The organism is Terriglobus albidus, from assembly GCF_025685425.1.
Lineage (GTDB): Bacteria > Acidobacteriota > Terriglobia > Terriglobales > Acidobacteriaceae > Terriglobus > Terriglobus albidus.
This window is the reverse complement of sequence record NZ_JAGTAS010000058.1, coordinates 827916-848373: the sequence shown is the minus strand read 5'-3', so window position 1 is coordinate 848373 and position 20458 is coordinate 827916. Positions and strand designations below refer to the sequence as shown.

Below are 20458 nucleotides of genomic sequence, written 5' to 3'. Positions count from 1 at the left end.
TGGTACAGAATGCTGTATGGCGACGGTGGCAATGTTCAGTGCGCGGGAAGCGGCTCGGATGCTCGGCATCAGTTATCCGACCATCAAACAGTGGATCCTGAGCGGCAAGTTGAAGACGGTGACGACCCCGGGAGGGCATCATCGTATTCCGGAGCCGGCGCTGAAGCCATACCTTGCTGAGGACCGGAAACGGCCTCAGGAGGAGTCGCGCGAGCGGTACCGCCGGGTCTCCGGCCGGAACCAGATTGTCGGGAAGATTGTCAGCGTCCGGATTGAAGGCCTGCTGGCGCAGGTGGTTCTGTCGGTCGGCGAGCAGCGGATCAACAGCATTATTACGGCGGAGGCAGCACGCGAGCTCGGCCTGAAAAAGGGACAGACGGCTGCAGCCCTGGTGAAGTCGACCGACGTGATGATTGAGCGGTTGGAGTAGGGCGTTTGTAGTTTTTGGGCGGGAGCCGCGGGCTTCAGCCTCCGTCAATCAGCTCGAAAAGAAATGGGCGCTAGCCTTGGACTTTTTCTTTGGCATTCAGAGAAGGCCCAGGGCTAAAGGCTATTCTTTGTTGAGCCAGAAAGATGTGCTGAGCGCTGAAGGCGCGACCTATACCACCCTGGGGCAACGCCCCAGGTACGGAGATAGGAAAACGGTAAGAGGGCTGAAGGCCCGCTCCATAATCCCCAATCGTCAGAAACGAAACGGTTCGTGAATCGTTGTATGCCTATCGAAACGATACGGTCGGATTGAAGGCTCTTATTATAGGGCGGGCCTTCAGCCCTTTGACGTCTTGTGGGCGCCAAAACCTGGGGCGTTGCCCTAGGCTGATATAGAGCGCGCCTTCAGCGCTTGATTCTCCGTACCAATATCCAAGGATCGCTTATATGCATTCTGATTGCGATCGTTTTGCGCTTTTTGAAAATCGACTTTCCGCAGTTTCTAAAGCCAGCCTGTTTCCCACCCCATGCAATCCGCGCCAATCTGCGCGTCCGTTTGGTTAATACGATTCAAATCGTATAAATTCGTCATATGTTCAGATTTCCGCGCAGGTCTCTTCTGATCGCCTTCGTTTGCTTTCTTGCCTTTCTCGGCCATGCCGATGGACAGGTACTCGGCGAGCTGAAAGGACGTGTCGTGGATGCGAGCGGGGCCGCAGTGGCGGGGGCAAAGGTCACGCTCACACAAACCGCAACTGCAATTGCACGAGAGACAGTCGCGGGATCATCGGGTGGGTTCTCCTTTACGCAACTCACCTCAGGAAGCTACAGCCTTGCTGTGGCGCAGGCGGGATTCGCTCGTCTGGAACGTAGCGGCCTGACGGTTACCACCGGACAGACAGTCACGCTGGAGCTGCAATTGAAGGCGGGTGGAGCAGGAGACTCGGTCACGGTGAATGAGGATGCTCCGCTACTGCAGGCATCGACCAGTGATATCGCGACTACGATCCCCAGCCATGCCATCGTGGCGTTTCCTCTGAACTCGCGAAACTTTATTCAGCTGACCCAGATGGCTCCCGGTGTGGAGCTGCCGCCGGGCACGGTGCTGCCGCGCATCAACGGCGGCCGGCCGCGTACGAATGAGTATCTGTACGACGGCATCTCTGCATTGCAGCCGGAGCCTGGACAGGTCGCCTTCTTTCCGATCCTCGACAGCATCGCCGAGTTCACGGTTGCGGCCAACAACGTTCCCGCGGAGTTTGGCCGCTTCAACGGTGGTGTCGTGAACGTTGCCACACGCAGCGGCGCGAATGCTTTTCACGGAAGCGTCTTCGAGTTCTTCCGTCATGAGGCATTGAATGGGCGCAACTACTTTGCCTCTTCCACGGCCCGCAAACCACAATATCGCCGCAACCTCTTCGGTGCGACCCTGAGCGGACCCATCAAGCGTGATCATCTCTTCTTTTTTACGGACTACCAGGGGATCAAACAGCGCATCGGTGTCACCCGCATCTCCACCGTACCCACGGCGGCGATGCGGCAGGGCATCTTTACCGGTGTGGCGAAGATTTACGATCCCTCGTCGACGACGGTTGTGAACGGGCAGGTGCAGCGCAGGGAGTTTACGAACGATGTCATCACATCGGCTTTCGATCCGGTTGCGCAGCGGCTGCTCGGCCGTATTCCAACACCGACCAGCAGTGGCTCGGCGAACAATTACACCCGCACGGCTCCGGATGATGATCATCAGAACCAGTTCGACGTTCGCCTGGATGGAGCTTTCGGCGTGAAGGATAGCGGTTTTGCGCGTTACACCTACTACCATGAGGTCGAGCGGCCGGTGACGCCGTTTGCCGATGGATCGGGTTCCATCTCAGGCTCAGTGCTTGGGACCGGCAATGTCTCCGGTCTGACGGATGTTCTAGGCCAGCAGGTAGTGTTGAATGAGACGCACGTCTTCTCGCCTCGTGTGTTGAATAACTTCCGGCTGGGATACACGCGCCGTGGCAACTCGCAGATCGGTGTCTCGCTCGCCAATTCCCCATCGGCCGGTTTGGGGATTCCCGGCATTCCGGTCAATGCGGCCTTCAATAACACGCTGCCGCTCTTCACCTTTACCGGCCTGCAGCAGCTTGGCGCCAATGCCAGCACTTCAGCGCGATATCAGACCTCCATTGGCGAGCTGGTCGACATGGTGGTGTGGACACACAGCGGCCATACTCTCAAAGCCGGTGGCGATCTGCGCCGGTATGAGCTGAACGCTATCTCGCCGCCGAACCCGACGGGCTCGTTCGCCTTCACAACGACTGGTACGAATACCACCGGGACCGGCGGCGCCAGCGGAGGCAATGCCTTTGCCAGCTTTCTGCTGGGGCAGGTAGATACCTTCGCCATCGATCTGCAGACGAAGACGATTCGCCCGCGCGATTACATCCATGAGTTCTTCCTGCAGGATGACTGGCGGATTACGCCTCGTCTGACGCTGAACCTGGGAACGCGTTGGGCGCTGCACATGCCATCGACGGAGACGCACAACCAGGGAGCTGTCTTCAACCTGGCGACGCAACAACTCGACTATCTGGGCGTGAATGGCTACTCTCGCACCGCGCGTCAGTTGCACTGGGCCAATGTCGCACCGCGTGTCGGTCTGGCCTACGCGGTCGATGGGAAGACCGTGCTGCGCAGCGGTTTTGGGATCGTCTTTATTGACCAGAGCGGCATCACGACGCCGTTTACAACACCGCAGTATCCCTTCATCCAGAATGTGCAGCAGCGCACGCAGGACGGCTATGTGTCTCCATTCAAGCTGAGCAGCGGCCCGACGGTGTCGTCGATTCCGCTGACTCCGGATGCTGGTCTGGGACAGAGCGTTTACACGGCGAATCGCAAGGCGGGATCGGGATACGCGGAGCAGTGGAACCTGGCCGTGCAGCGCGCTATTACCAAAAACATGTCGCTGGAGCTGGCCTACGTCGGATCCCACATTGTGCACGTCGGCATTCCGGACTCGAACCTGAATCAGCTTACAGCTGCTCAGCTGGCGCAGGGTACGGCGCTGACTGCCCGTGTGACCAATCCCTATTACGGACAGTTGCCCACGGGCTCAACGCTTAACACACCCACCATCGCCGCGGCACAGTTGCTGAAGCCCTATCCCCGCTTCCAGAACGTGGCGACGTATCGCAACAACTCCGGCACCAGCAACTACAACGCGTTGCAGGCTCGACTGGAGCAGCGACTCTCCAGTGGCTTGTATCTGCTGGTGAGCTATGCGCACTCCAAGCTGATCGACGATGCCTCGTCGGTGTTTTCCTCCACGGTGCTTTCTTCACCGAACAGCTCGTCGCTGATTGCGGCGGATACCTTCCGTCCTTACCTGGAGCGCGATTCATCAAGCGGCGATATGCCGAATGTGCTGACAGCCAGCGTGGTCTATGACCTGCCGAAGTTCCGCGGCCATGGCGCAGCCACAGCTCTATTGGGTGGATGGACGGTGAATCTTATCGGCACGATGCAGAGCGGCATGCCGGTCACGGTCACGCAGGCGACGAATAACAACTCTTTTGCTGGTATTGTGCTGCAGCGGCCCAATATGGTGGCGTCGCCTTCGCTGCCTGCCGAGCAGCGGACTCCGCAGCGTTTCTTCAATACCGCGGCATTCCAGACGGCGCCGCAGTTTACCTTCGGGAACGCTTCGCGTAACCCTGTACGCGGCCCGGCGTATCGCGATGCTGATCTGGCTTTGGTGAAGCATACCGTCGTCGGAGAGCGAACGGATGTCGAGTTCCGGGCGGAGTTGTTCAACGTAACGAATACCCCGGCGTTCTCGCAGCCGAATGGCTCGTTTGGATCGTCGGCATTCGGAAGCATTACCAGCACGACGACCGATCCTAGAGTTGCGCAGTTTGCTGTGCGAATCCGGCGGTAGGGCGTCCTGAGAGCAATGGATGGAACGGCCTAAGCAAGGCAAAAGCGGTCGCGCGAACCGCGATACCCCATGCAAAATCTCAGCGAACGAGTTCGCGAGGATCCCTTCTTTCGCCTTCAGCGAAAGAATGAGGCAACGGCTCTGTTCCTTGGTGGAGAGATTATGGCATGTAGAGATGTCTTTTAAATGAATGGCTTACCGGTTGCATGAACGCACCTCAGAGGAAGCCAGAGGCAGACAAAGCAGAACGGCGCCGCAGGCAAAAGCATGCGGCGCCGTCCTTCTTAGGCTACTGAATCAGTGACGAGATGGGGGTGTACTCGCGGCTCTGGTCCTTTGCGACCGCGCCATAGGTGCAGTGTCCCCGGTAGGTGTTGACACCCTCAGCGATGCCCTTGTCCTGGCGGATGGCTGCCTCGGCGCCGTGCTGCGCCAGACGCATGACGTATGGGAAGGTCGCGTTGGTCAGAGCCAGCGTACTGGTATTGGGAACGGCGGCCGGCATGTTGGTTACGCAGTAGTGCACCACGCCGTTGACTTCGTAGGAGGGGTCTGAGTGCGTGGTCGGGTGCGCCGTCTCGATGCATCCGCCCTGATCGATGGCTACATCGACGATGACCGCACCCTTCTTCATGGTGGCGACCATCTCTTTGGTGACCAGCTTGGGAGCGGCTGCGCCCGGGATGAGCACTCCGCCGACCAGTAGATCGGCCTCTGCGGCGGCACGGGCGATGTTGTAGCTATTGGAGGCGACAGTGGCCACGCGGCCGCCGAAGATGTCGTCCAGCTCGCGCAGGCGCTGCAACGAAAGATCCAGAATGGTGACTTTGGCTCCCATGCCGACGGCGATCTTGGCGGCGTTGGTGCCGACGATGCCGCCGCCGATGATGGCAACGTTCGCCGGAGGAACGCCCGGAACACCGCCCAGCAGAAGGCCGCGGCCGCCATGCGCTTTGGTCAGGTACTCGGCGCCGACCTGAACGGAGAGGCGTCCAGCGACCTCAGACATGGGGGTGAGGAGCGGAAGGGTATTGAAGCGGTCGCGTACGGTCTCGTAGGCGATGCCGGTGACCTGCTTGTCCAGCAGTTTCTGGGTAAGGTCCTTAAGAGGAGCCAGATGCAGATACGTGAACAGCGTCAGGCCTTCGCGGAAGTGGCCGTACTCCTTTTCGACGGGTTCTTTCACCTTGACGACCATGTCGGCGAGTCTCCAGGTGTCATAGGCGGAGCCAACGATCTCGGCCCCGGCATTCTGGTAATCGTCGTCGGGAAAGGCAGAGAGCTCTCCGGCGTTGTGTTCCACCAGCACTTTGTGGCCGGCTTCGGTGAGGGCTCGTACGCCGGCTGGGGTAATACCGACGCGCGTTTCGTGGTCCTTCACTTCTTTGGGGACGCCAATAATCATGGTGTACAACTCACTTTCCGATTAAGGATATCAACCGGGCTATGCCGCGCCGCTTTTGATCACACGTTGGCAGTAGTTGTGCTTTCCTAAGCTTGTTCCCGGTATGGTGCAGATACGTTCGAGCGGCTGCGGTTTTCTTGTGTTCCTCAGACCCAAAGCTGATTTTGTGGTCTTACAATGGAACTAATCTACGGATCAGGACTTCAGCTTCAAAATGTCGTCAAACGGTTTTCAGCAGCGCACATCGCGGGGGCGTAGCCTCCGTTCCCTTTTCAGCCTATTTTCCAGCGATCTCGCAATCGATTTGGGCACTGCAAACACCCTGGTCTATGCCCATGGGAAGGGAATCGTCGTGAATGAGCCCTCCATTGTCGCGATCAATAAGTCGACGGGCGAGGTCGAGGCTGTGGGAAAAGAGGCCAAGGAGATGCTTGGCCGGACTCCGGGCAACATTGTTGCCATCAAGCCGATGAAAGACGGTGTGATCGCCGACTTCAAGGTGACGGAGAAGATGCTGAACTACTTCATCCAGAAGGCGCATAACCGCAAGCGCATGGTGCATCCGCGCATCATCATCGGTGTGCCTTCTGAGATCACGCAGGTGGAAAAGCGGGCAGTTGAGGACTCCGCCTACCGCGCCAAGGCGAGTGAGGTCTATCTGGTCGAGCAGGCGATGGTGGCTGCGATCGGTGCGGGTCTGCCGATTACGGAGCCCGGCGGCAACATGGTTGTGGATATTGGCGGCGGAACTACGGATATCGCCGTGATCTCACTGGCCGGTATCGTCTACTCGCGCTCAGTCCGCATGGCCGGCAACCAGATGGACGAGTCGGTGATGAACTACCTCAAGCGCAAGTACAACCTCCTGATCGGAGAGCGCACCGCGGAGCAGATCAAGATGGAGATCGGCTCGGCATATCCACTGGACAAGCCGCTGACCATGGAGATTAAGGGCCGCAACCTGATCGAAGGCGTTCCGAAGACCATTTCGATCGACGATTCGGAGATTCGCGAAGCGCTGGGCGAGTCGATCGCCACGATCATGAACGCTATCCGCGTAGCGCTCGAACGTACTCCCCCGGAGCTGTCTGCCGACATCAGCGACCGCGGTATCGTGCTGACCGGTGGTGGAGCATTGATCAAGAACCTGGACAAGCGGATTCGCGAAGAAACGGGGCTGCCGGTCTCGATCGCTGACGACCCGCTGGCGTCCGTGGTTCTGGGTACGGGAAAGATGCTCTCGGACTTCAAGCTGCTGCGTAAGATTTCTATCGACTAGAAGCATTTTCCCTGTTGCTGGGTATCCCGTGAGGGGGCGTGGAGCGGCGTTTTCATTGCAGAAAACGCCCATGGATGCAGAAGCCCTACACTACACCTGCAGGAAAAATGCTTTAGTCGAGGTCAAGAGGACGGCCCATCGGGGCCGGGAGGCCCGTCGGGCCGGGATCTCACGTCATGGATGGGTTCTTTGCCAGGTATAGAAATGCTCTCGTACTGATTGCCGTGCTGGTGGTTTTCACCATTGGACTGGCGGTGCAGGTGCGGCGGCCCGACTATGGCTCGCGCGAGGACGGGAAGCGTGTCCGTGTCTTCCGGTACTGGGCCGTGGCACTGGTCTCTCCTTTCGAGCGCCTGTTCCGTGCCACGGGTCAGGGGATTCGTGGGACCTGGCACAATTACATCGACCTGCGGAGTGTTCGCCGGCAGAACGAGCAACTGAAGGACGAGCTGAACCGCATGCGGCTGTACCAGGCCGCCATGGCAGAGGATGCCCGGCAGGGACAGAGGCTGCAGGCATTGCTCGAGTTCAAGCAGCAGTACATCGCGAAAACGGTAGCAGCCCAGGTGATTGGCACCAGCGGGAGCGAGCAGTCGCGCGTGCTGTATATCGACAAGGGGATCGCTGACGGCCTGAAGCCGGATATGGCAGTGATTACTCCAGATGGCATCGTGGGCAAACTCCGTGACGTCTTTCAGCATTCCGCGCAGGTGCTGCTCATCAGTGACACTACCTCGGGAGCGGGCGTCGTTCTGGAAACAACGCGAATTCGCGGTGTGCTTCGCGGTACAACGGATGGTCGGCTCCGTATTCTGGATGTGCTGCCTGACAGCCGCATCAAACCGGGTGAACCTGTACTGACCAGCGGAGGCGACCAGGTCTTTCCGCGCGGCCTGAAGGCTGGCGTGGTGGACAGCATTGGCCAAGACCGCAACTATGCGCTGGTGACGGTGAAGCCTACGGCAAATCTGGCGCGGCTTGAAGAAGTCCTGGTCGTGGTGGAGAAAGGTGCCGCCGCTCCGGAGCAGGTAGCTTCCACAGAGAATGAGCCGGAGACCGGAGTGCGCGGAGAGCATCTGCCCCAGTTGAAGCCCCAGACTCCTGACGAAGAGGCGAAGGATGCGAAGGAAGCTCCGCTGCCGCGACCCACGCCGGCCCTCCGCCAGGACACATACAGCCCCGGCGCTACGCCGTCGGCGGCGACGCTGACACCGGGCGCGCGTCATGACAATGCGGCCGCTGCTCCGTCTACAGAAGCAGGCGGTGACCAGCACTAATGGCCGCCCTGGGAAGGATGTACAGCTCCCGCCGGGAGATGGATGAGCACGTCTTCCATCCTGCGGTCAGTCTTCTGGTGCCGCTGGCCGCTGTGTTCGCCGGCGCATATTTGCCGAAGCTGGCGCCCTGGTTGCTGATTCTGGACCTGCCACTGATAGTAGTGATTTTTTTCGCGGTGGAGCGGCGCAGCCCGATCTCGGGCGTGATGACGGGGGCTCTGGTTGGTGTGTTGCAGGATCTGCTATTGAACCAGCCGATCGGCATCAATGGCATGGTCAAGGCGGTAGTGGGGTATGTGGCGGCGTCGATCAGCCTGCGCGTGGATGTGGATGCGCTGGCGACGCGCGTGGTGATGAACTTCGGCTTCTGCCTGTTGCAGAGCTTGATGTTGCTGGGGATTTATCAGTGGCTGTTGCAGAACGCAAACGTGCACACGAGCTGGTTGCATGAGTTGTTGCGTGCAGGAGTAAATACGGCCGTGGGAGTCCCATTGTTTTTTCTTCTGGACTACACGAAACAGCGCGCATAGTAGGAAGAGATCTGGAGAGCGGAAGCGATGATAGAGGAGCAGAAGGTAACGGCCCGCGAGGAGAAGGTCTCCCCGTTGAAGCTGAACTCGGTGCAGTATGCCGTCGCCCTGCTTCTGGTGGTGTTGATCGCCGGATTATGGCGGCTGCAGGTGGTCAGTGCGGATAACTACCGCGTGCTGGCGGAGCAGAACCGTGTCCGCAAGGTCCCCATCATGGCTCCGCGGGGCAAGATCTTCGATCGTGAAGGCCGCCTGCTGGTGGACAACTATGCCTCCATCTCCTGCTACCTGCTGCGTGAACCGGCTCGTGACTGGGATGCCGACCTGCCTATGATCGCCCAGGGCCTGCACATGACGGTCGACCAGATCCAGTATGTGCTGCGCCGCTATCAGTTCGCTCCGAAGTATCAGCCGATTCCGCTCAAGCAGGATCTTTCACCGGATGAGGTCGCGTTTATCGAGGCGCACCGGAACGAGTTGCCGGAATTGGAAACGCTGGACGAACAGCGCCGTCTCTATCCCAATGGCGGTTTCGCCGCGCACCTGATTGGGTATGTGGGCGAGATCAGCGAAAACGACCTCAATAAAGAGAAGTATGCCTTCTACCAGGCCGGCGACGTGGTCGGGAAGTCGGGCGTGGAAGCGACCTATGACGCGGTGCTGCGCGGTACCGATGGATCACGCGATGTGGTGGTGGACAGCCGAGGCCGCGAGGTCGGCCAGCTCGGTCAGCAGGACCCGGTCCCGGGCAAGGACCTCAAGCTGAGTATCGATCTGGACCTGCAGATGGCGGCGGAGAAGGCGATGGAAGGGAAGACGGGAGCGATCGTCGCCATGGATCCCCATACGGGTGAGGTTCTCGCCATGGTCTCCCGCCCCACGTATGACCCGAATCAGTTTGCGGTGCGGCTGACGAAGGAGTACTGGAACAAGATCCTCAACGACCCCGATCACCCGATGATGAATAAGACCATCCAGGCGCAGCTCGCGCCGGGGTCTACGTTCAAGATCATCATGTCTTACGCTGGCCTGGAAGAGGGCGTCGCCCAGGATATGCACGTGAACTGTGCCGGGGGTGGAACCTTCTTCGGCCACTTCTTCGCATGCGATAAGCACCACGGCGGTGTGGACATCTCTCATGCCATTCCCTGGAGCTGCGATACCTTCTACTACACCCTGGCGGAACGGCTGCAGATCGATACGATCGCAAAGTATGCCAACTCGGTCGGTATCGGCCAGAAGACAGGCATCGACCTTCCGGATGAAGCTACGGGCACGATGCCCTCAACGGCATGGAAGCTGAAGAACTTCCACGACAAGTGGTATGCCGGCGAGGTGATCTCGGTCGGCATCGGTCAGGGCGCCGTTCAGGCCTCGCCGATTCAACTTGCGCGGGCGTTGAGCGGCATCGCCTCCGGCGGAGCTCTGAAGCGGCCGCATGTCATCCTGGACGGCCAGATCCCACAGCAATATCAACAGGCGGTCCTGGATACCTATCCCGGCAGCGGCGATAAGCAGGTCAGCCTCAAGACCGAGAACTGGCAGCTTATTACGGATGCGATGGCCGAGACCCTGAACAGCGGGACAGCCGCCGCGTCGCACCTGGAAGGCGTGGACTTTGCCGGGAAGACAGGTACCGCGCAGGTCATGAGCCACGCAGCTCTCGCCAGGAGCGGCGGCGGCCATAAGACGGTTCCTAATGCGTGGTTTGTGGGGATGACGCCCCGGCGGAACCCGGATATTGTAGTGGCGGTGCTATGGGAGAACGGCGATTGGGGAGCCAACGCCGCCAAGCTGGGCGCGCAGGTAGTGAATAGCTTCGTGGAAAAACAGCGGAAGAAGGCCGGGAACCTGATGAAGGTTGCCGAAGCCCCGAAACCGGCTACACCGCTGGAAAATGCCGCGAAGAAAGAAGACTCTGTTACGAACTAGTGCGGAGGACGTGATTGCCTTCATGCTGCCACTGCTGGATACCATTACACTGAAATTGCCTGATTCATGCGCCGTTTTTCTTCGTTTCGCGACTTTGACTGGGTTCTCCTCGGCTTCGTGCTCCTGCTGAGCGTGATCTCGGTTTTTGAGATCTATTCGGCGACGATGCACACCAAATTCCACGGCTTTGAGAAGAAGCAGCTCGAATACCTCGCCGTGGGCCTGGTGCTGATGTTTGTCGTCTCGCTGATCGACTATCACCAGTTGCTGGAGATTGTTCCGTGGGCCTATGGCACCAGTATTTTTGCACTCATCGCCGTGGCGGCGGTGGGCACCAGGGTGCTTGGGGCGAAGCGATGGATCAAGTTCCCCGGTGGCATCCATTTTCAGCCAAGTGAATGGATCAAGCTGGTGCTGGTTGTGGCGGTCGCGCGGTATTTCTGGAGCCTGGGCGGTCGGGATCTGACCTGGAAAGACATCGGCAAAGCCTTCCTGCTGGTGGGCGTCCCCATGCTGATGGTGCTGAAGCAGCCTGACCTGGGAACGGCCCTCACCTACTCTCCGATATTGATCTGCGGTCTATTTCTGGGCGGCATCCGTTTTAAGCAGGCGGCCATCCTTATTCTGGGATTTCTGTTGCTGCTGGGCGGTGTGTGGAAGACCGGGAAGTTGCTGAAGCCCTACCAGAAGGCGCGCCTGACCAACTTCATCAATCCGGATAACGACCCTAAGGGTTCCGGCTACCAGATTCGCCAGTCTCTGATCGCGGTTGGATCGGGAGGCGTCTGGGGAAAAGGCGCGACGAAGGGGACACAGACGCAGGGAGACTTTCTTCCGATTCCCTATACCGACTTTATCTTTGCCGCCTTCTGCGAGGAGCATGGGTTTGTGGGTGCCTTGGGAGTGTTGCTGCTCTACTTCCTGATCCTGATGCGCCTGATCCAGAACGCCCAGACGGCGCCGGATCCGCCGGGAACGTTCATCGTGATGGGGATTGTGGCGATCATTGTCTTCCAGATGGCGGTCAATATCGGCATGGTGATCGGGTTTATGCCGGTGACGGGAATTCCTCTGCCGCTGATGAGCTATGGAGGATCGTCGGTGCTGTTTACGTTTATGGCGCTGGGAATCGTGATGAACGTGCGGATGCGGCGATTTGTGAACTGAAATCCCACAAGATTAAAGGCCGGTTTAGACGCAGCACCCGGGATAGTGCATACTATGGGCAGGACCTGCCCGAGGCGAGATCTCCGGCAGACGGCCTACAGCCGTCCTAGCGGCGCTACATGAGCGCGGGCGGCGAACAAAGATTTTATGTGATTCCGGCCAGGCGAAGACCATTCCGCCCGCTGGACAGGATTGAAGAAGAAGCGATGAACGTACACGGACCGCGAACGGCCGCACCTCAGAAAGAGGCAGCACAGGTCACAAAATCCGTCTGCGTTTTCCCGGTTGTAATCCCCTCAATGTCAGTTTCAACACACGTCGGGGCTCCCCCAGGATGGGGCGGGCACGGGGCGGGGGCGTAGCACGGGTTTTTCTCCTTTTCTGTTCGGCAGGTAATTGATTCGCCTGGTCTTAGAAGAAAGAGACCAGACCATGTCGAAGGAAATTTTTATCTCCTCAACGCCGCACGAAACGCGGCTGGCCATCGTGGAAAACGAGGCGCTTTCGGAGATCTACTACGAGCGCGAGAACGAATACACTCTCGCCGGCTCGATCTACAAAGGCAAAGTAACCCGTGTTCTGCCCGGTATGCAGTCGGCGTTTGTCGATATCGGACTTGAGCGCGACGCCTTCCTCTATATCACCGATTTTCTGGAAGAGACGCCCGACTCAGAGGAGTTTGAAACGGAAGGCAGCGCCACGCCCGTAGAAAGTGGCGCCGGGACCGGTGAACAGCGGGAGCGTGGAGGCCGTCGCCGTGGCCGTGGACGCCGTGGGCGGGACCGTGGAGATCGCGGTGGTGAACAACAGGGCGGGCAGGAGGCTGTTCCAACGGGCGAGACCCTGGTGCTTGAGGGCGGCTTCGGCGAGGAAGAGACCGCTGAGTTTACTGGATCGGCTGACCGCGGAGAGGGCGAACAGCGTTCCGCCGATGAACAGGAGACAGAGGGCGGCAGCCGCCGTTGGCGTGGCCGTCGTGGCCGCCGCCGTGGCCGTGGCCGCCGCGAAGAGTCGCAGACCCTTAGCGGAGAGCTGCGTTCTGAACACGAGTCCGATCCAGTGGAGTTTGAACCCGAGGCTCATCCGGCAGAGATGCCGGAGCCTACGGCCGAGGTAGCCGCCGATCTGGAGGCTCCGTTTATCCTGCCGGGCGAGTCGCTTTCGAAGTACCGCCGCGGCGGAGAGACAGCCGCTGCCGTAGTCGAGGAGAAGCCCGCGCCTGCTGCGCCCATAATCTCGGGTGTAGCAAAGCCCGCAACGCTGGTGGAAGAGGTCGACACAACCGGCTGGGATGGTGGATTTGCACTGCCTGGGGAGTCGTTGAGCCGCCGTCGCAGTACCCCGCAGGCCGCCGCTCCCGTTGTACCGGTTGCTCCGGCTGCTGAAGAGGTTCCGGTGGCTGCTGAGCAGCCTGCAGAAGTGCTGAGTACGGCGACGGATCTGGAGTTCGCTCCTGGGGCTGTAGGGGCTCGGGAAGAGGTCCAGGCAGAACCAGTCGAGGAAACGGCATCAGTCGAGCAAAAACCCGAGGAGCCGGCGGCACCCGCCGAGTATGAGCCCACCGAGGGCTCAGTATCGTTTCGCGTCGATCCAGGTCAGAGCGAGTTTCGCCAGAAGGCGGAGCCGGAGTTTGAAGAAGAGGTGATGGTTGAGGAGGCTGCGGCGGAGGAAAATGCCGCGGTCGAGCATGCCTTCACCACGCTGCAGCCGACGGGCGAGATGATCTCCGAAGTGGAGACGCCGGAGGTCCCATCCTCTCCCATTGAGCATGAGGCTGCGGTGCAGTCGGTGACGCTCTCCGAAGCGGAGCATCCGGTAACGCCGGTTGAAGCGGCTACGGTCGAGGCGCCGATAGTCGAGGCGCTGCATGAGGGCGAGTTCGAAGAAGAACTGATCGACGAAGACGAGTACGAGTTCGAGCCTCTGGCGATGCATACGGCCGACGAGGAATATCTCGAAGACGATCTGGAAGAAGAGACGCTGGAAGGCGCCGCGGATCTGGGTACGATGCTCCGCGATATGTCCATCGACGAAGCAACAGAAGCCGAGGAAGAAGAGGAAGAGGAGCGGGATGAGCCTCTGATCGAGGGCGAGTTCGAAGAGACGTCTGAGGATGAGGTGTCCCCGGAAGAGGAGACAGAAGAGGTAGCGGCTGAAGGTGAGGCACAGCCTCGCCGTGAGCGTGGAGGACGGCGCGATCGTCGTGGACGCAGTGGACGTGACCGCGGCCGGGATCGTGGGCGTGGCGGACGTGGTCCGAGCCGGGCCTCGATGCAGACCACCAACCTGCCGGCGATCAGCGATCTGCTGAAGCCGGGGCAGGAGATCCTGGTACAGATCGCCAAGGAGCCCATCGCCAAGAAGGGTGCGCGTATCACCTCGCACATCGCCCTTCCCGGCCGCTTCCTGGTATTTATGCCCACGGTCAACCATGTGGGTGTCTCCCGCAAGATCTCGAGTGACGATGAGCGCCGCCGCCTCAAGCAGGTGCTGCTGAGCGAAAAGGGCGATGCGACCGGCGGGTTCATTGTGCGTACGGCTGCGGATGGCGCCAGTGAGCAGGAGCTGCGCAGCGATCTCCGCTTCCTCATTAACCTTTGGAACGATGTCAAAGGACGCTCAGAATCTTCCAAGTCGCCCGCGCTGATCTATCACGACCTCAATCTGGTGGAGCGCATCTTGCGTGACCAGGTGACGGACAACTTCTCTCATATCTGGGTCGATAGCGAGACCGAGTACGAGCGTGTGCTGCGCTTCCTGCAGCGCTTCGAGCCTTCGCTGATTCGCCGAGTGAAGCTCTACAGCAAGGAGACGCCATTATTTGAGCAGTTCGGTATCTCTGAGGAGATCAACAAAGCGCTGCGTTCGAAGGTATGGCTGAAGTCCGGTGGATCGATCGTGATCAACCAGACTGAGGCCCTGGTAGCCATCGATATCAACACCGGCAAGTACGTGGGTAAGACAGCTCGCCTGGAAGACACTATCGTAAAGACAAACCTCGATGCCATTCCCGAGATCGTGAGGCAGATCCGCCTGCGCGATCTTGGCGGCATCATCGTGATCGACTTTATCGACATGGACGAGCGTAAGAACCGCCAGAAGGTGTTGGCCGCGCTCGAAGAGGAACTGAAGAACGATCGTGCTCCTTCAAAGGTGCTGCAGTTCAACGATTTTGGCCTGGTGGCAATTACCCGTAAGCGTGTCAAGCAATCTCTGGAGCGCACACTGAGTACGCAGTGCTCCATCTGCACCGGCACGGGTATGGTGAAGTCGCCGGTTACGGTCGCCAATGAGATCTACATCGAGATGCGCAAGATGTATCGCCATATCGAAAAGGGCGACATCATGTTGCGTGTACATCCGGAGGTGGTCAAGCAGTTGAAGAGCAACAATGCAAGCTGGCTGCATGAGATAGAAGAGCTGACGGGCAAGACCATCCTGGTGAAGAGCGATCCGAGCCTACACCCGGAGCAGTTCGACATTCACTAATCTTTTGAAGGAAAGCGGGTCCTGTGTTGCCGACACAGGACCCGCTTTCCCTTTTGTGACGAATCCATTTCTCGTCTAAGAGCGTCCTACACAACAACCGGGAAAAACCGGTGTCTGAACAGGCTGACGGCGGGCCTCCCCCGCCCTTTTGAAGAAGGAGCGTATGTACATGCTGATGAGCACTGAGTTTACCGGCCGGCGCATGGCGCGGATCATGGGTTTATTTGTCTTGGCGGCAGGTTCGCTGGTTGCAAAGGCGCAAAGTGCGAGCGAACCGAAGCTGGATCTGACTCCGTCTCTCCCTTCGCTCAATGAATACCTGCACGACACGACGCCGTCAGCGTCTTACAGCTCGTCGGTCGTGGCCTCGGTTGAGCCGGAGATGAACTTCTCCAGCGAGATGCAACCACCACCGCGCCGTCAGTACGGCCGTCCGCGCTATAACGACCGGAACCATAATCCCGACGGATCGAACCGGTACACCTTTATGGTGGGCGGAGGTTTCGTTTCGCCTGTTGGTTCCACAAGCAACTATCAGACGCTAGGCTGGAAGATTGCTGTGGGCGGCGGCGTGAACTTCAACAAGTACTTCGGCGTTCTGCTGCAGTACGACTATGACCGGATGAACATCCCGAGCTATATCCTGCGGAAGATGATCTCGGATTACTCAGCGATCGGCTTCGATGCGACCGGCCTGGATGGCAATACACATCTCTGGTCGATTACGCTGAACCCGATCGTTACCTTCATGCAGAACGACTCTTCCAGCGCTTATATAACGGGTGGCGGCGGCTTCTACCGCAAGGTGACGAACTTCACCCTGCCTCAGGTCGGCTACTACTGCGATTACTTCTATGGGTGCTATCCAGTTCAATCCAACCAGACCTTCGATCACTATTCGAATAACGCTGGTGGCGTGAATATCGGCCTGGGCTTTACGCACAAGCTGTCGCACTACAGCAACCAGAAGCTGTTTGCCGAGGCGCGCTATACGTGGGTGGACAATCAGCCGAACAACAACATCTACTACACGCCGAATAACTATCGGACGAGCTACATTCCCGTAACGTTCGGTTTGCGTTGGTAGAGTATTGCGAGTTGCTTGAAAGCCGTGAGCGAAGGCTCGCGGCTTTTGGTTTAATGGGATCCGTTTTTGGCCCTCAAAGCTGAAGTTGCTGAGTCCCCTGCTGCATCAACAATTCGAAACAAGCCATACACTGGGTGCCCCATCCATCGCGACGCGATAGGTGGGAGATTCGCGCGTTGCGCGAATCGTTTTTTCTTGGCTAGGCTGCGGAATTATGGAACGGGTATTCAGCCCTTTAACTCTCTTTGGCAACACATAGCTGGGGCGTTGCCCCAGGCTGGTATAGAGCGCCTCAGCGCTTAGAGCATTTTCCCTGTAGGTGTAGAGTAGGGTTTCCGCATTGTGGGCGTTTTCCCGCAATGAAAACGCCGCTTCACTCCTCTTTCGGGCTACCCAGCAACAGGGAAAATGCTCTAGAGCAATGCTTAGAGAGTCAGGCACAGAGCTGATCCGCCGGCGACGCCGAGGGCTGCGAGCAGTGTCTGGCCGACCCTCGAATGATTCAGTTGTCCTGTATTCGTGAAGACGATATAGCTGACCGTCAGAAGCAGAATTCCCGCAGGCAGGTAGGGCTGATAGCTCTTGTCGACCGGAGCCAGCACTGTGGCTACATATCCACCAGCGAAGCCGCATACCGCCCAGAGGAGCGCATGCAATGTTGTATAAGAACTGGTGAACCGGCCCTTCTGCATCACGAAAGTCGGCATCAGCAACGTGATGACAAATGTGACGATGAGATACGCGAGAATAACGGCAAGGTATCCGGCCAGTACCGCAACAGCCATAAGAAGTATCGACTTAGTCATCGTTTTCGATCCTATCGCATTTCTGCTTCCACGCTATTTGCGTCAACAGGAAGGTTCGTAATGAGGTCGACCAGTTTGCCCTCTGCATCGACGTAGTAGGTGTCTTCGATGCGAATACCGATCTTTTCTTCGGGGATGTAGATACCAGGTTCGATTGTGAAGACATTTCCCTTATCGAGCGGTTTGGCAGGGTCATAGGGATCATGCACGTTGATGCCGACGTGATGACCCAGTCCATGCAGGAAGTATTTGCCAAGAGGTTCGCCGTGCAGGTCCTTGCCGTGGGTGTTGATGTAGTCATAGGCGATTTTGTCGAGGCTGTCAGTAACCTCAGGGCCGCGCTGATTGATGTTGCCAAGGCGCATCTTGCCGGCGACGAAGGCTGCTGCGGCTGCACGGTGGGCTCCAAGGACAATCTCGTAGAGTTCGCGCTGTCGCGGTGTGAACCTGCCTCCGATGGGCATGGTGCGGGTGATATCGGAGGCGTACATGGAATACTCGCAGGCTGCGTCAATGACGACGACATCGCCCTTCTCCATCGTGGCTTCGCTAGAGGAGTAGTGCAGTGTCGTGGAGTTGATGCCGCTGCCGACAATAGGAGCATAAGAGGGACGCTCGCATCCGCCATCCAACATCTTCGCAATCTCCAGGCCGGCGATGGTGCGTTCACGCACGCCGGGTTTGATCGCTTTCATTCCGGCTTTCTGTGCCGCGGCAGAAGCTACGGCCGCTTTGCGCAGCAGATCGATCTCAGCATCAGACTTGACCATGCGCTGTGGAATCAACAGCGAGCGTATCTCTTTTGCCGCTAGCCCTGAGTTGCCGAGTGTCGCACCTGTGAACTCCACAGCGGCATGAGCGGAAGGCATATCAGTCTGCGTGAACAGGCTGGAGGCACGGCGGCGATCTTCGGCGAGGAAACTGCCCAGAACCTGGGGCAGCGAGGACATGGGCATGACCTCGGCGAAGCCGGTCTTTTCGGCGACGTCCTTGGTTGCGGCGTCCATCTTGATGCCGGTGTACTTCTCAGTCACGAGGTTGCGGGCCGGCAGAAAGAGGACCTCGCGATAGCTGTGCTCGGGGATCTGTGTCCCCAGCCGGTCGACCGAAGCCTGACTTGCGCTGACGATGAGGAGAGCTGCACCTGGTTCATTCCAGCCGGAGAGGTAATAGAAGTCCTCATCCTGTCTGTAGGGCATGAAATCCAGTTGCGGTTCTTCGGCCGCGAAGAGGAGAGCCGCGCCTCCCTTCAGCTTCTCGGCGAGAGCGATACGGCGCTGACGGTACTCGGACTGAGGAACGGAATCCAGAGCGTGAGCGACGGTGGCGGCGAGCAGAAGGCACAGAGCGGCAAGATGCAACTTACGCATAGGTCTCATTGGGAAATCCATGAAGATTGAAGCGTCAGTGAGCACGTTACACCACCGCGCGCGAAACAGCTATAGAGCGAAATCCTGTGTTTGCTAGATGCCCACTGGATACGGCTTTTCGTGTATCTCTGAGCTGCTGCCGGCTACCAGCCTGTCGAAACGCCCCTGAAGCAGGCTGAGCAGACCCGTGTACCAGTAACCCAGAACGAAGAGCAGAAGGAAGGGCACGGTGAAGTAGTTTTCGCTTTCGAAGGCGTACCAAACGGTGAAGGCGAAGTAGCATCCGAGCGCCAGCTCGATCCACGGAATGATGCCGAGGCGCTTGCGGTATTTCTGTGCCTTGTTCTTCTCACCCTTCTTCTGAACGCGGTACTTCGGGGTGCGGGCAAAGGCCGACTTCATGCCAAAGAGAGCCTCCATCACCGCCTTGGTGTTGGTGATCGTGAGGCCCACGCCGAGCGCCATCAGGAAGGGCAGATAGAGGAAGGTACGATACCAGGTCTTTGGGAAGAGCTCCTTCTGGCTGACCAGGTAAAAGCTGGAGATCGAGAAGGTGCTGGCCATGAACAGAGGGAAGTCGATGAGCAGCATCTGAATGTAGCCCTGCCAGCTACGGATGATCATGGCTGGCATCAGCAGCGTCGACAGGATGATCATCAGCGGATAGCTGATGTTAGCGGTCAGGTGATACCAGGCTTCCAGCTTGGTGTGGAAGGGGGCGTCTGACTTGAGAACGCGCGGAAGAATCTTCTTGCCGGTCTGAATGAGGCCTTTGGCCCAGCGCGCCTGCTGGGTCTTGAAGGCGGTCATCTCGATGGGGAGCTCAGCGGGGCACTCAACGTCCTGCAGGTACTTGAAATGCCAGCCCTTTAACTGTGCGCGGTAGCTGAGGTCGGTGTCTTCCGTGAGTGTGTCGTGCTGCCAGCCACCGGCCTCGTCGATGGCGGTACGGCGCCACATACCGGCGGTGCCGTTGAAATTGAAGAAGACGTTGGCGCGATGGCGGCCGCCGTGCTCCAGAACGAAGTGACCATCGAGCAGGATGGCTTCCACCTGGGTAAGAAAGCTGTAGTTGCGGTTCAGGTGGGTCCAGCGGGTCTGCACCATGCCGACATTTGGCTCGGCAAAGTGATGGATCACCTTCGTCAGCCAGTCGCTGGGCGGAACGAAGTCGGCATCGAAGATCGCAATGAGTTCGCCCTTAGCGCTCTTCAGGCCCGCATCGAGCGCACCGGCCTTGAAGCCATAGCGATTCTCGCGGTGATGGAAGCTGATGGGCTGCGGCGGCATGCCCGGGAAACCCTCGGCATAGCGTCGGACGATCTGCTCTGCTACCTCTTTCGTCTCGTCGGTAGAGTCGTCCAGGAGCTGGATCTCGAAGCGGTCGCGGGGGTAGTCCAGCTTGCAGCAGGCGTCGATCAGCCTGTCAATAACGTACTGCTCATTGAAGGTCGGGAGCTGGATCGTAACGAAGGGAAGCTCACCTTCGGGAAAGCGCGATGGCGGCTCACTCGACTTGGCGGCGTTCTTGCGGTGCTTGTAGTAGAGATAAACCAGCTGATAGCGATGGATGCCATAAAAGGCCAGGATCACCATGACGATGAAGTAGGGCACGAGGAGCCAGGTATCGAAGGCGTTCCAGCGGTACAGGGTGCCGTACTGACGAAAGGTGTTGTCCAGGTAGTGAGACCGGACGTAGTGGCCGAGGCCCTTGGGGGCCAGGAGCAGGCTCGCAATCAGGTTGAGATAGGCGATCAAG

Annotated in this window: 13 protein-coding genes; 9 read left to right on the top strand and 4 right to left on the bottom strand. The window is 58.7% G+C overall.

Annotation, left to right across the window (positions count from 1 at the left end; translation table 11 throughout):
* The first annotated feature begins 16 nt into the window (after window positions 1-16).
* Together OHL21_RS22625 and OHL21_RS22620 are read left to right on the top strand one after the other, a co-directional pair.
* A complete protein-coding gene (locus OHL21_RS22625; protein WP_263419573.1) occupies window positions 17-430 on the top strand; it encodes a helix-turn-helix transcriptional regulator in 414 nt (137 codons plus the stop codon).
* Window positions 431-1021: 591 nt separating this feature from the next.
* Window positions 1022-4357, top strand: a complete 3336-nt coding sequence (locus tag OHL21_RS22620) for a TonB-dependent receptor (RefSeq protein WP_263419572.1) — start codon at window positions 1022-1024, stop codon at window positions 4355-4357.
* Window positions 4358-4646: 289 nt separating this feature from the next.
* Here the strand turns inward: OHL21_RS22620 and ald are convergent, their stop codons facing one another.
* Window positions 4647-5762, bottom strand: a complete 1116-nt coding sequence (gene ald / locus OHL21_RS22615) for an alanine dehydrogenase (protein ID WP_263419571.1) — start codon at window positions 5760-5762, stop codon at window positions 4647-4649.
* Between the two features lie 214 nt (window positions 5763-5976).
* Between ald and OHL21_RS22610 the strand changes: the two genes are divergently transcribed.
* From OHL21_RS22610 to OHL21_RS22580, 7 genes are all read left to right on the top strand, one after another.
* Window positions 5977-7041, top strand: coding sequence for a rod shape-determining protein (locus OHL21_RS22610; protein WP_263419570.1), 1065 nt, complete (start codon window positions 5977-5979; stop codon window positions 7039-7041).
* A 176-nt stretch (window positions 7042-7217) separates the two neighbouring features.
* A complete protein-coding gene (mreC, locus tag OHL21_RS22605) occupies window positions 7218-8318 on the top strand; it encodes a rod shape-determining protein MreC (RefSeq protein ID WP_263419569.1) in 1101 nt (366 codons plus the stop codon).
* 17 nt (window positions 8319-8335) lie between these two features.
* Window positions 8336-8848, top strand: a complete 513-nt coding sequence (mreD, locus tag OHL21_RS22600) for a rod shape-determining protein MreD (protein WP_263419568.1) — start codon at window positions 8336-8338, stop codon at window positions 8846-8848.
* Between the two features lie 27 nt (window positions 8849-8875).
* The gene (gene mrdA, locus OHL21_RS22595) at window positions 8876-10780 is read left to right on the top strand and encodes a penicillin-binding protein 2 (protein WP_263419567.1); all 1905 of its coding nucleotides are present in this window, start codon (window positions 8876-8878) and stop codon (window positions 10778-10780) included.
* A 66-nt stretch (window positions 10781-10846) separates the two neighbouring features.
* Complete coding sequence (rodA, locus tag OHL21_RS22590) at window positions 10847-11947, top strand: rod shape-determining protein RodA (RefSeq protein ID WP_263419566.1); 1101 nt, start codon at window positions 10847-10849, stop codon at window positions 11945-11947.
* A gap of 432 nt (window positions 11948-12379) precedes the next feature.
* The gene (locus OHL21_RS22585) at window positions 12380-15436 is read left to right on the top strand and encodes an Rne/Rng family ribonuclease (protein WP_263419565.1); all 3057 of its coding nucleotides are present in this window, start codon (window positions 12380-12382) and stop codon (window positions 15434-15436) included.
* A 175-nt stretch (window positions 15437-15611) separates the two neighbouring features.
* The gene (locus OHL21_RS22580) at window positions 15612-16523 is read left to right on the top strand and encodes a porin family protein (protein WP_263419564.1); all 912 of its coding nucleotides are present in this window, start codon (window positions 15612-15614) and stop codon (window positions 16521-16523) included.
* A gap of 425 nt (window positions 16524-16948) precedes the next feature.
* Here OHL21_RS22580 and OHL21_RS22575 read toward each other — a convergent pair whose 3' ends face one another.
* The 3 genes from OHL21_RS22575 to OHL21_RS22565 all read right to left on the bottom strand — a co-directional run bounded on the left by OHL21_RS22575 (window position 16949) and on the right by OHL21_RS22565 (window position 20295).
* A complete protein-coding gene (locus OHL21_RS22575) occupies window positions 16949-17329 on the bottom strand; it encodes a hypothetical protein (RefSeq protein WP_263419563.1) in 381 nt (126 codons plus the stop codon).
* 11 nt (window positions 17330-17340) lie between these two features.
* Entirely contained in the window at window positions 17341-18699 is a 1359-nt protein-coding gene (locus OHL21_RS22570) for a M24 family metallopeptidase (RefSeq protein ID WP_263419562.1), read from the bottom strand.
* A gap of 93 nt (window positions 18700-18792) precedes the next feature.
* Window positions 18793-20295, bottom strand: coding sequence for a cellulose synthase family protein (locus OHL21_RS22565; RefSeq protein WP_263419920.1), 1503 nt, complete (start codon window positions 20293-20295; stop codon window positions 18793-18795).
* Window positions 20296-20458 lie beyond the last annotated feature (163 nt).

What these genes read in the sequence shown, in the direction of transcription:
- OHL21_RS22625 (WP_263419573.1), top strand. Translation starts at nt 17, where the DNA reads ATGGCGACGGTGGCAATGTTCAGTGCGCGGGAAGCGGCTCGGATGCTC.
- OHL21_RS22620 (WP_263419572.1), top strand. Translation starts at nt 1,022, where the DNA reads ATGTTCAGATTTCCGCGCAGGTCTCTTCTGATCGCCTTCGTTTGCTTT.
- ald (WP_263419571.1), bottom strand. Translation starts at nt 5,762, where the DNA reads ATGATTATTGGCGTCCCCAAAGAAGTGAAGGACCACGAAACGCGCGTC.
- OHL21_RS22610 (WP_263419570.1), top strand. Translation starts at nt 5,977, where the DNA reads ATGTCGTCAAACGGTTTTCAGCAGCGCACATCGCGGGGGCGTAGCCTC.
- mreC (WP_263419569.1), top strand. Translation starts at nt 7,218, where the DNA reads ATGGATGGGTTCTTTGCCAGGTATAGAAATGCTCTCGTACTGATTGCC.
- mreD (WP_263419568.1), top strand. Translation starts at nt 8,336, where the DNA reads ATGTACAGCTCCCGCCGGGAGATGGATGAGCACGTCTTCCATCCTGCG.
- mrdA (WP_263419567.1), top strand. Translation starts at nt 8,876, where the DNA reads ATGATAGAGGAGCAGAAGGTAACGGCCCGCGAGGAGAAGGTCTCCCCG.
- rodA (WP_263419566.1), top strand. Translation starts at nt 10,847, where the DNA reads ATGCGCCGTTTTTCTTCGTTTCGCGACTTTGACTGGGTTCTCCTCGGC.
- OHL21_RS22585 (WP_263419565.1), top strand. Translation starts at nt 12,380, where the DNA reads ATGTCGAAGGAAATTTTTATCTCCTCAACGCCGCACGAAACGCGGCTG.
- OHL21_RS22580 (WP_263419564.1), top strand. Translation starts at nt 15,612, where the DNA reads ATGAGCACTGAGTTTACCGGCCGGCGCATGGCGCGGATCATGGGTTTA.
- OHL21_RS22575 (WP_263419563.1), bottom strand. Translation starts at nt 17,329, where the DNA reads ATGACTAAGTCGATACTTCTTATGGCTGTTGCGGTACTGGCCGGATAC.
- OHL21_RS22570 (WP_263419562.1), bottom strand. Translation starts at nt 18,699, where the DNA reads ATGCGTAAGTTGCATCTTGCCGCTCTGTGCCTTCTGCTCGCCGCCACC.
- OHL21_RS22565 (WP_263419920.1), bottom strand. Translation starts at nt 20,295, where the DNA reads ATGGTGATCCTGGCCTTTTATGGCATCCATCGCTATCAGCTGGTTTAT.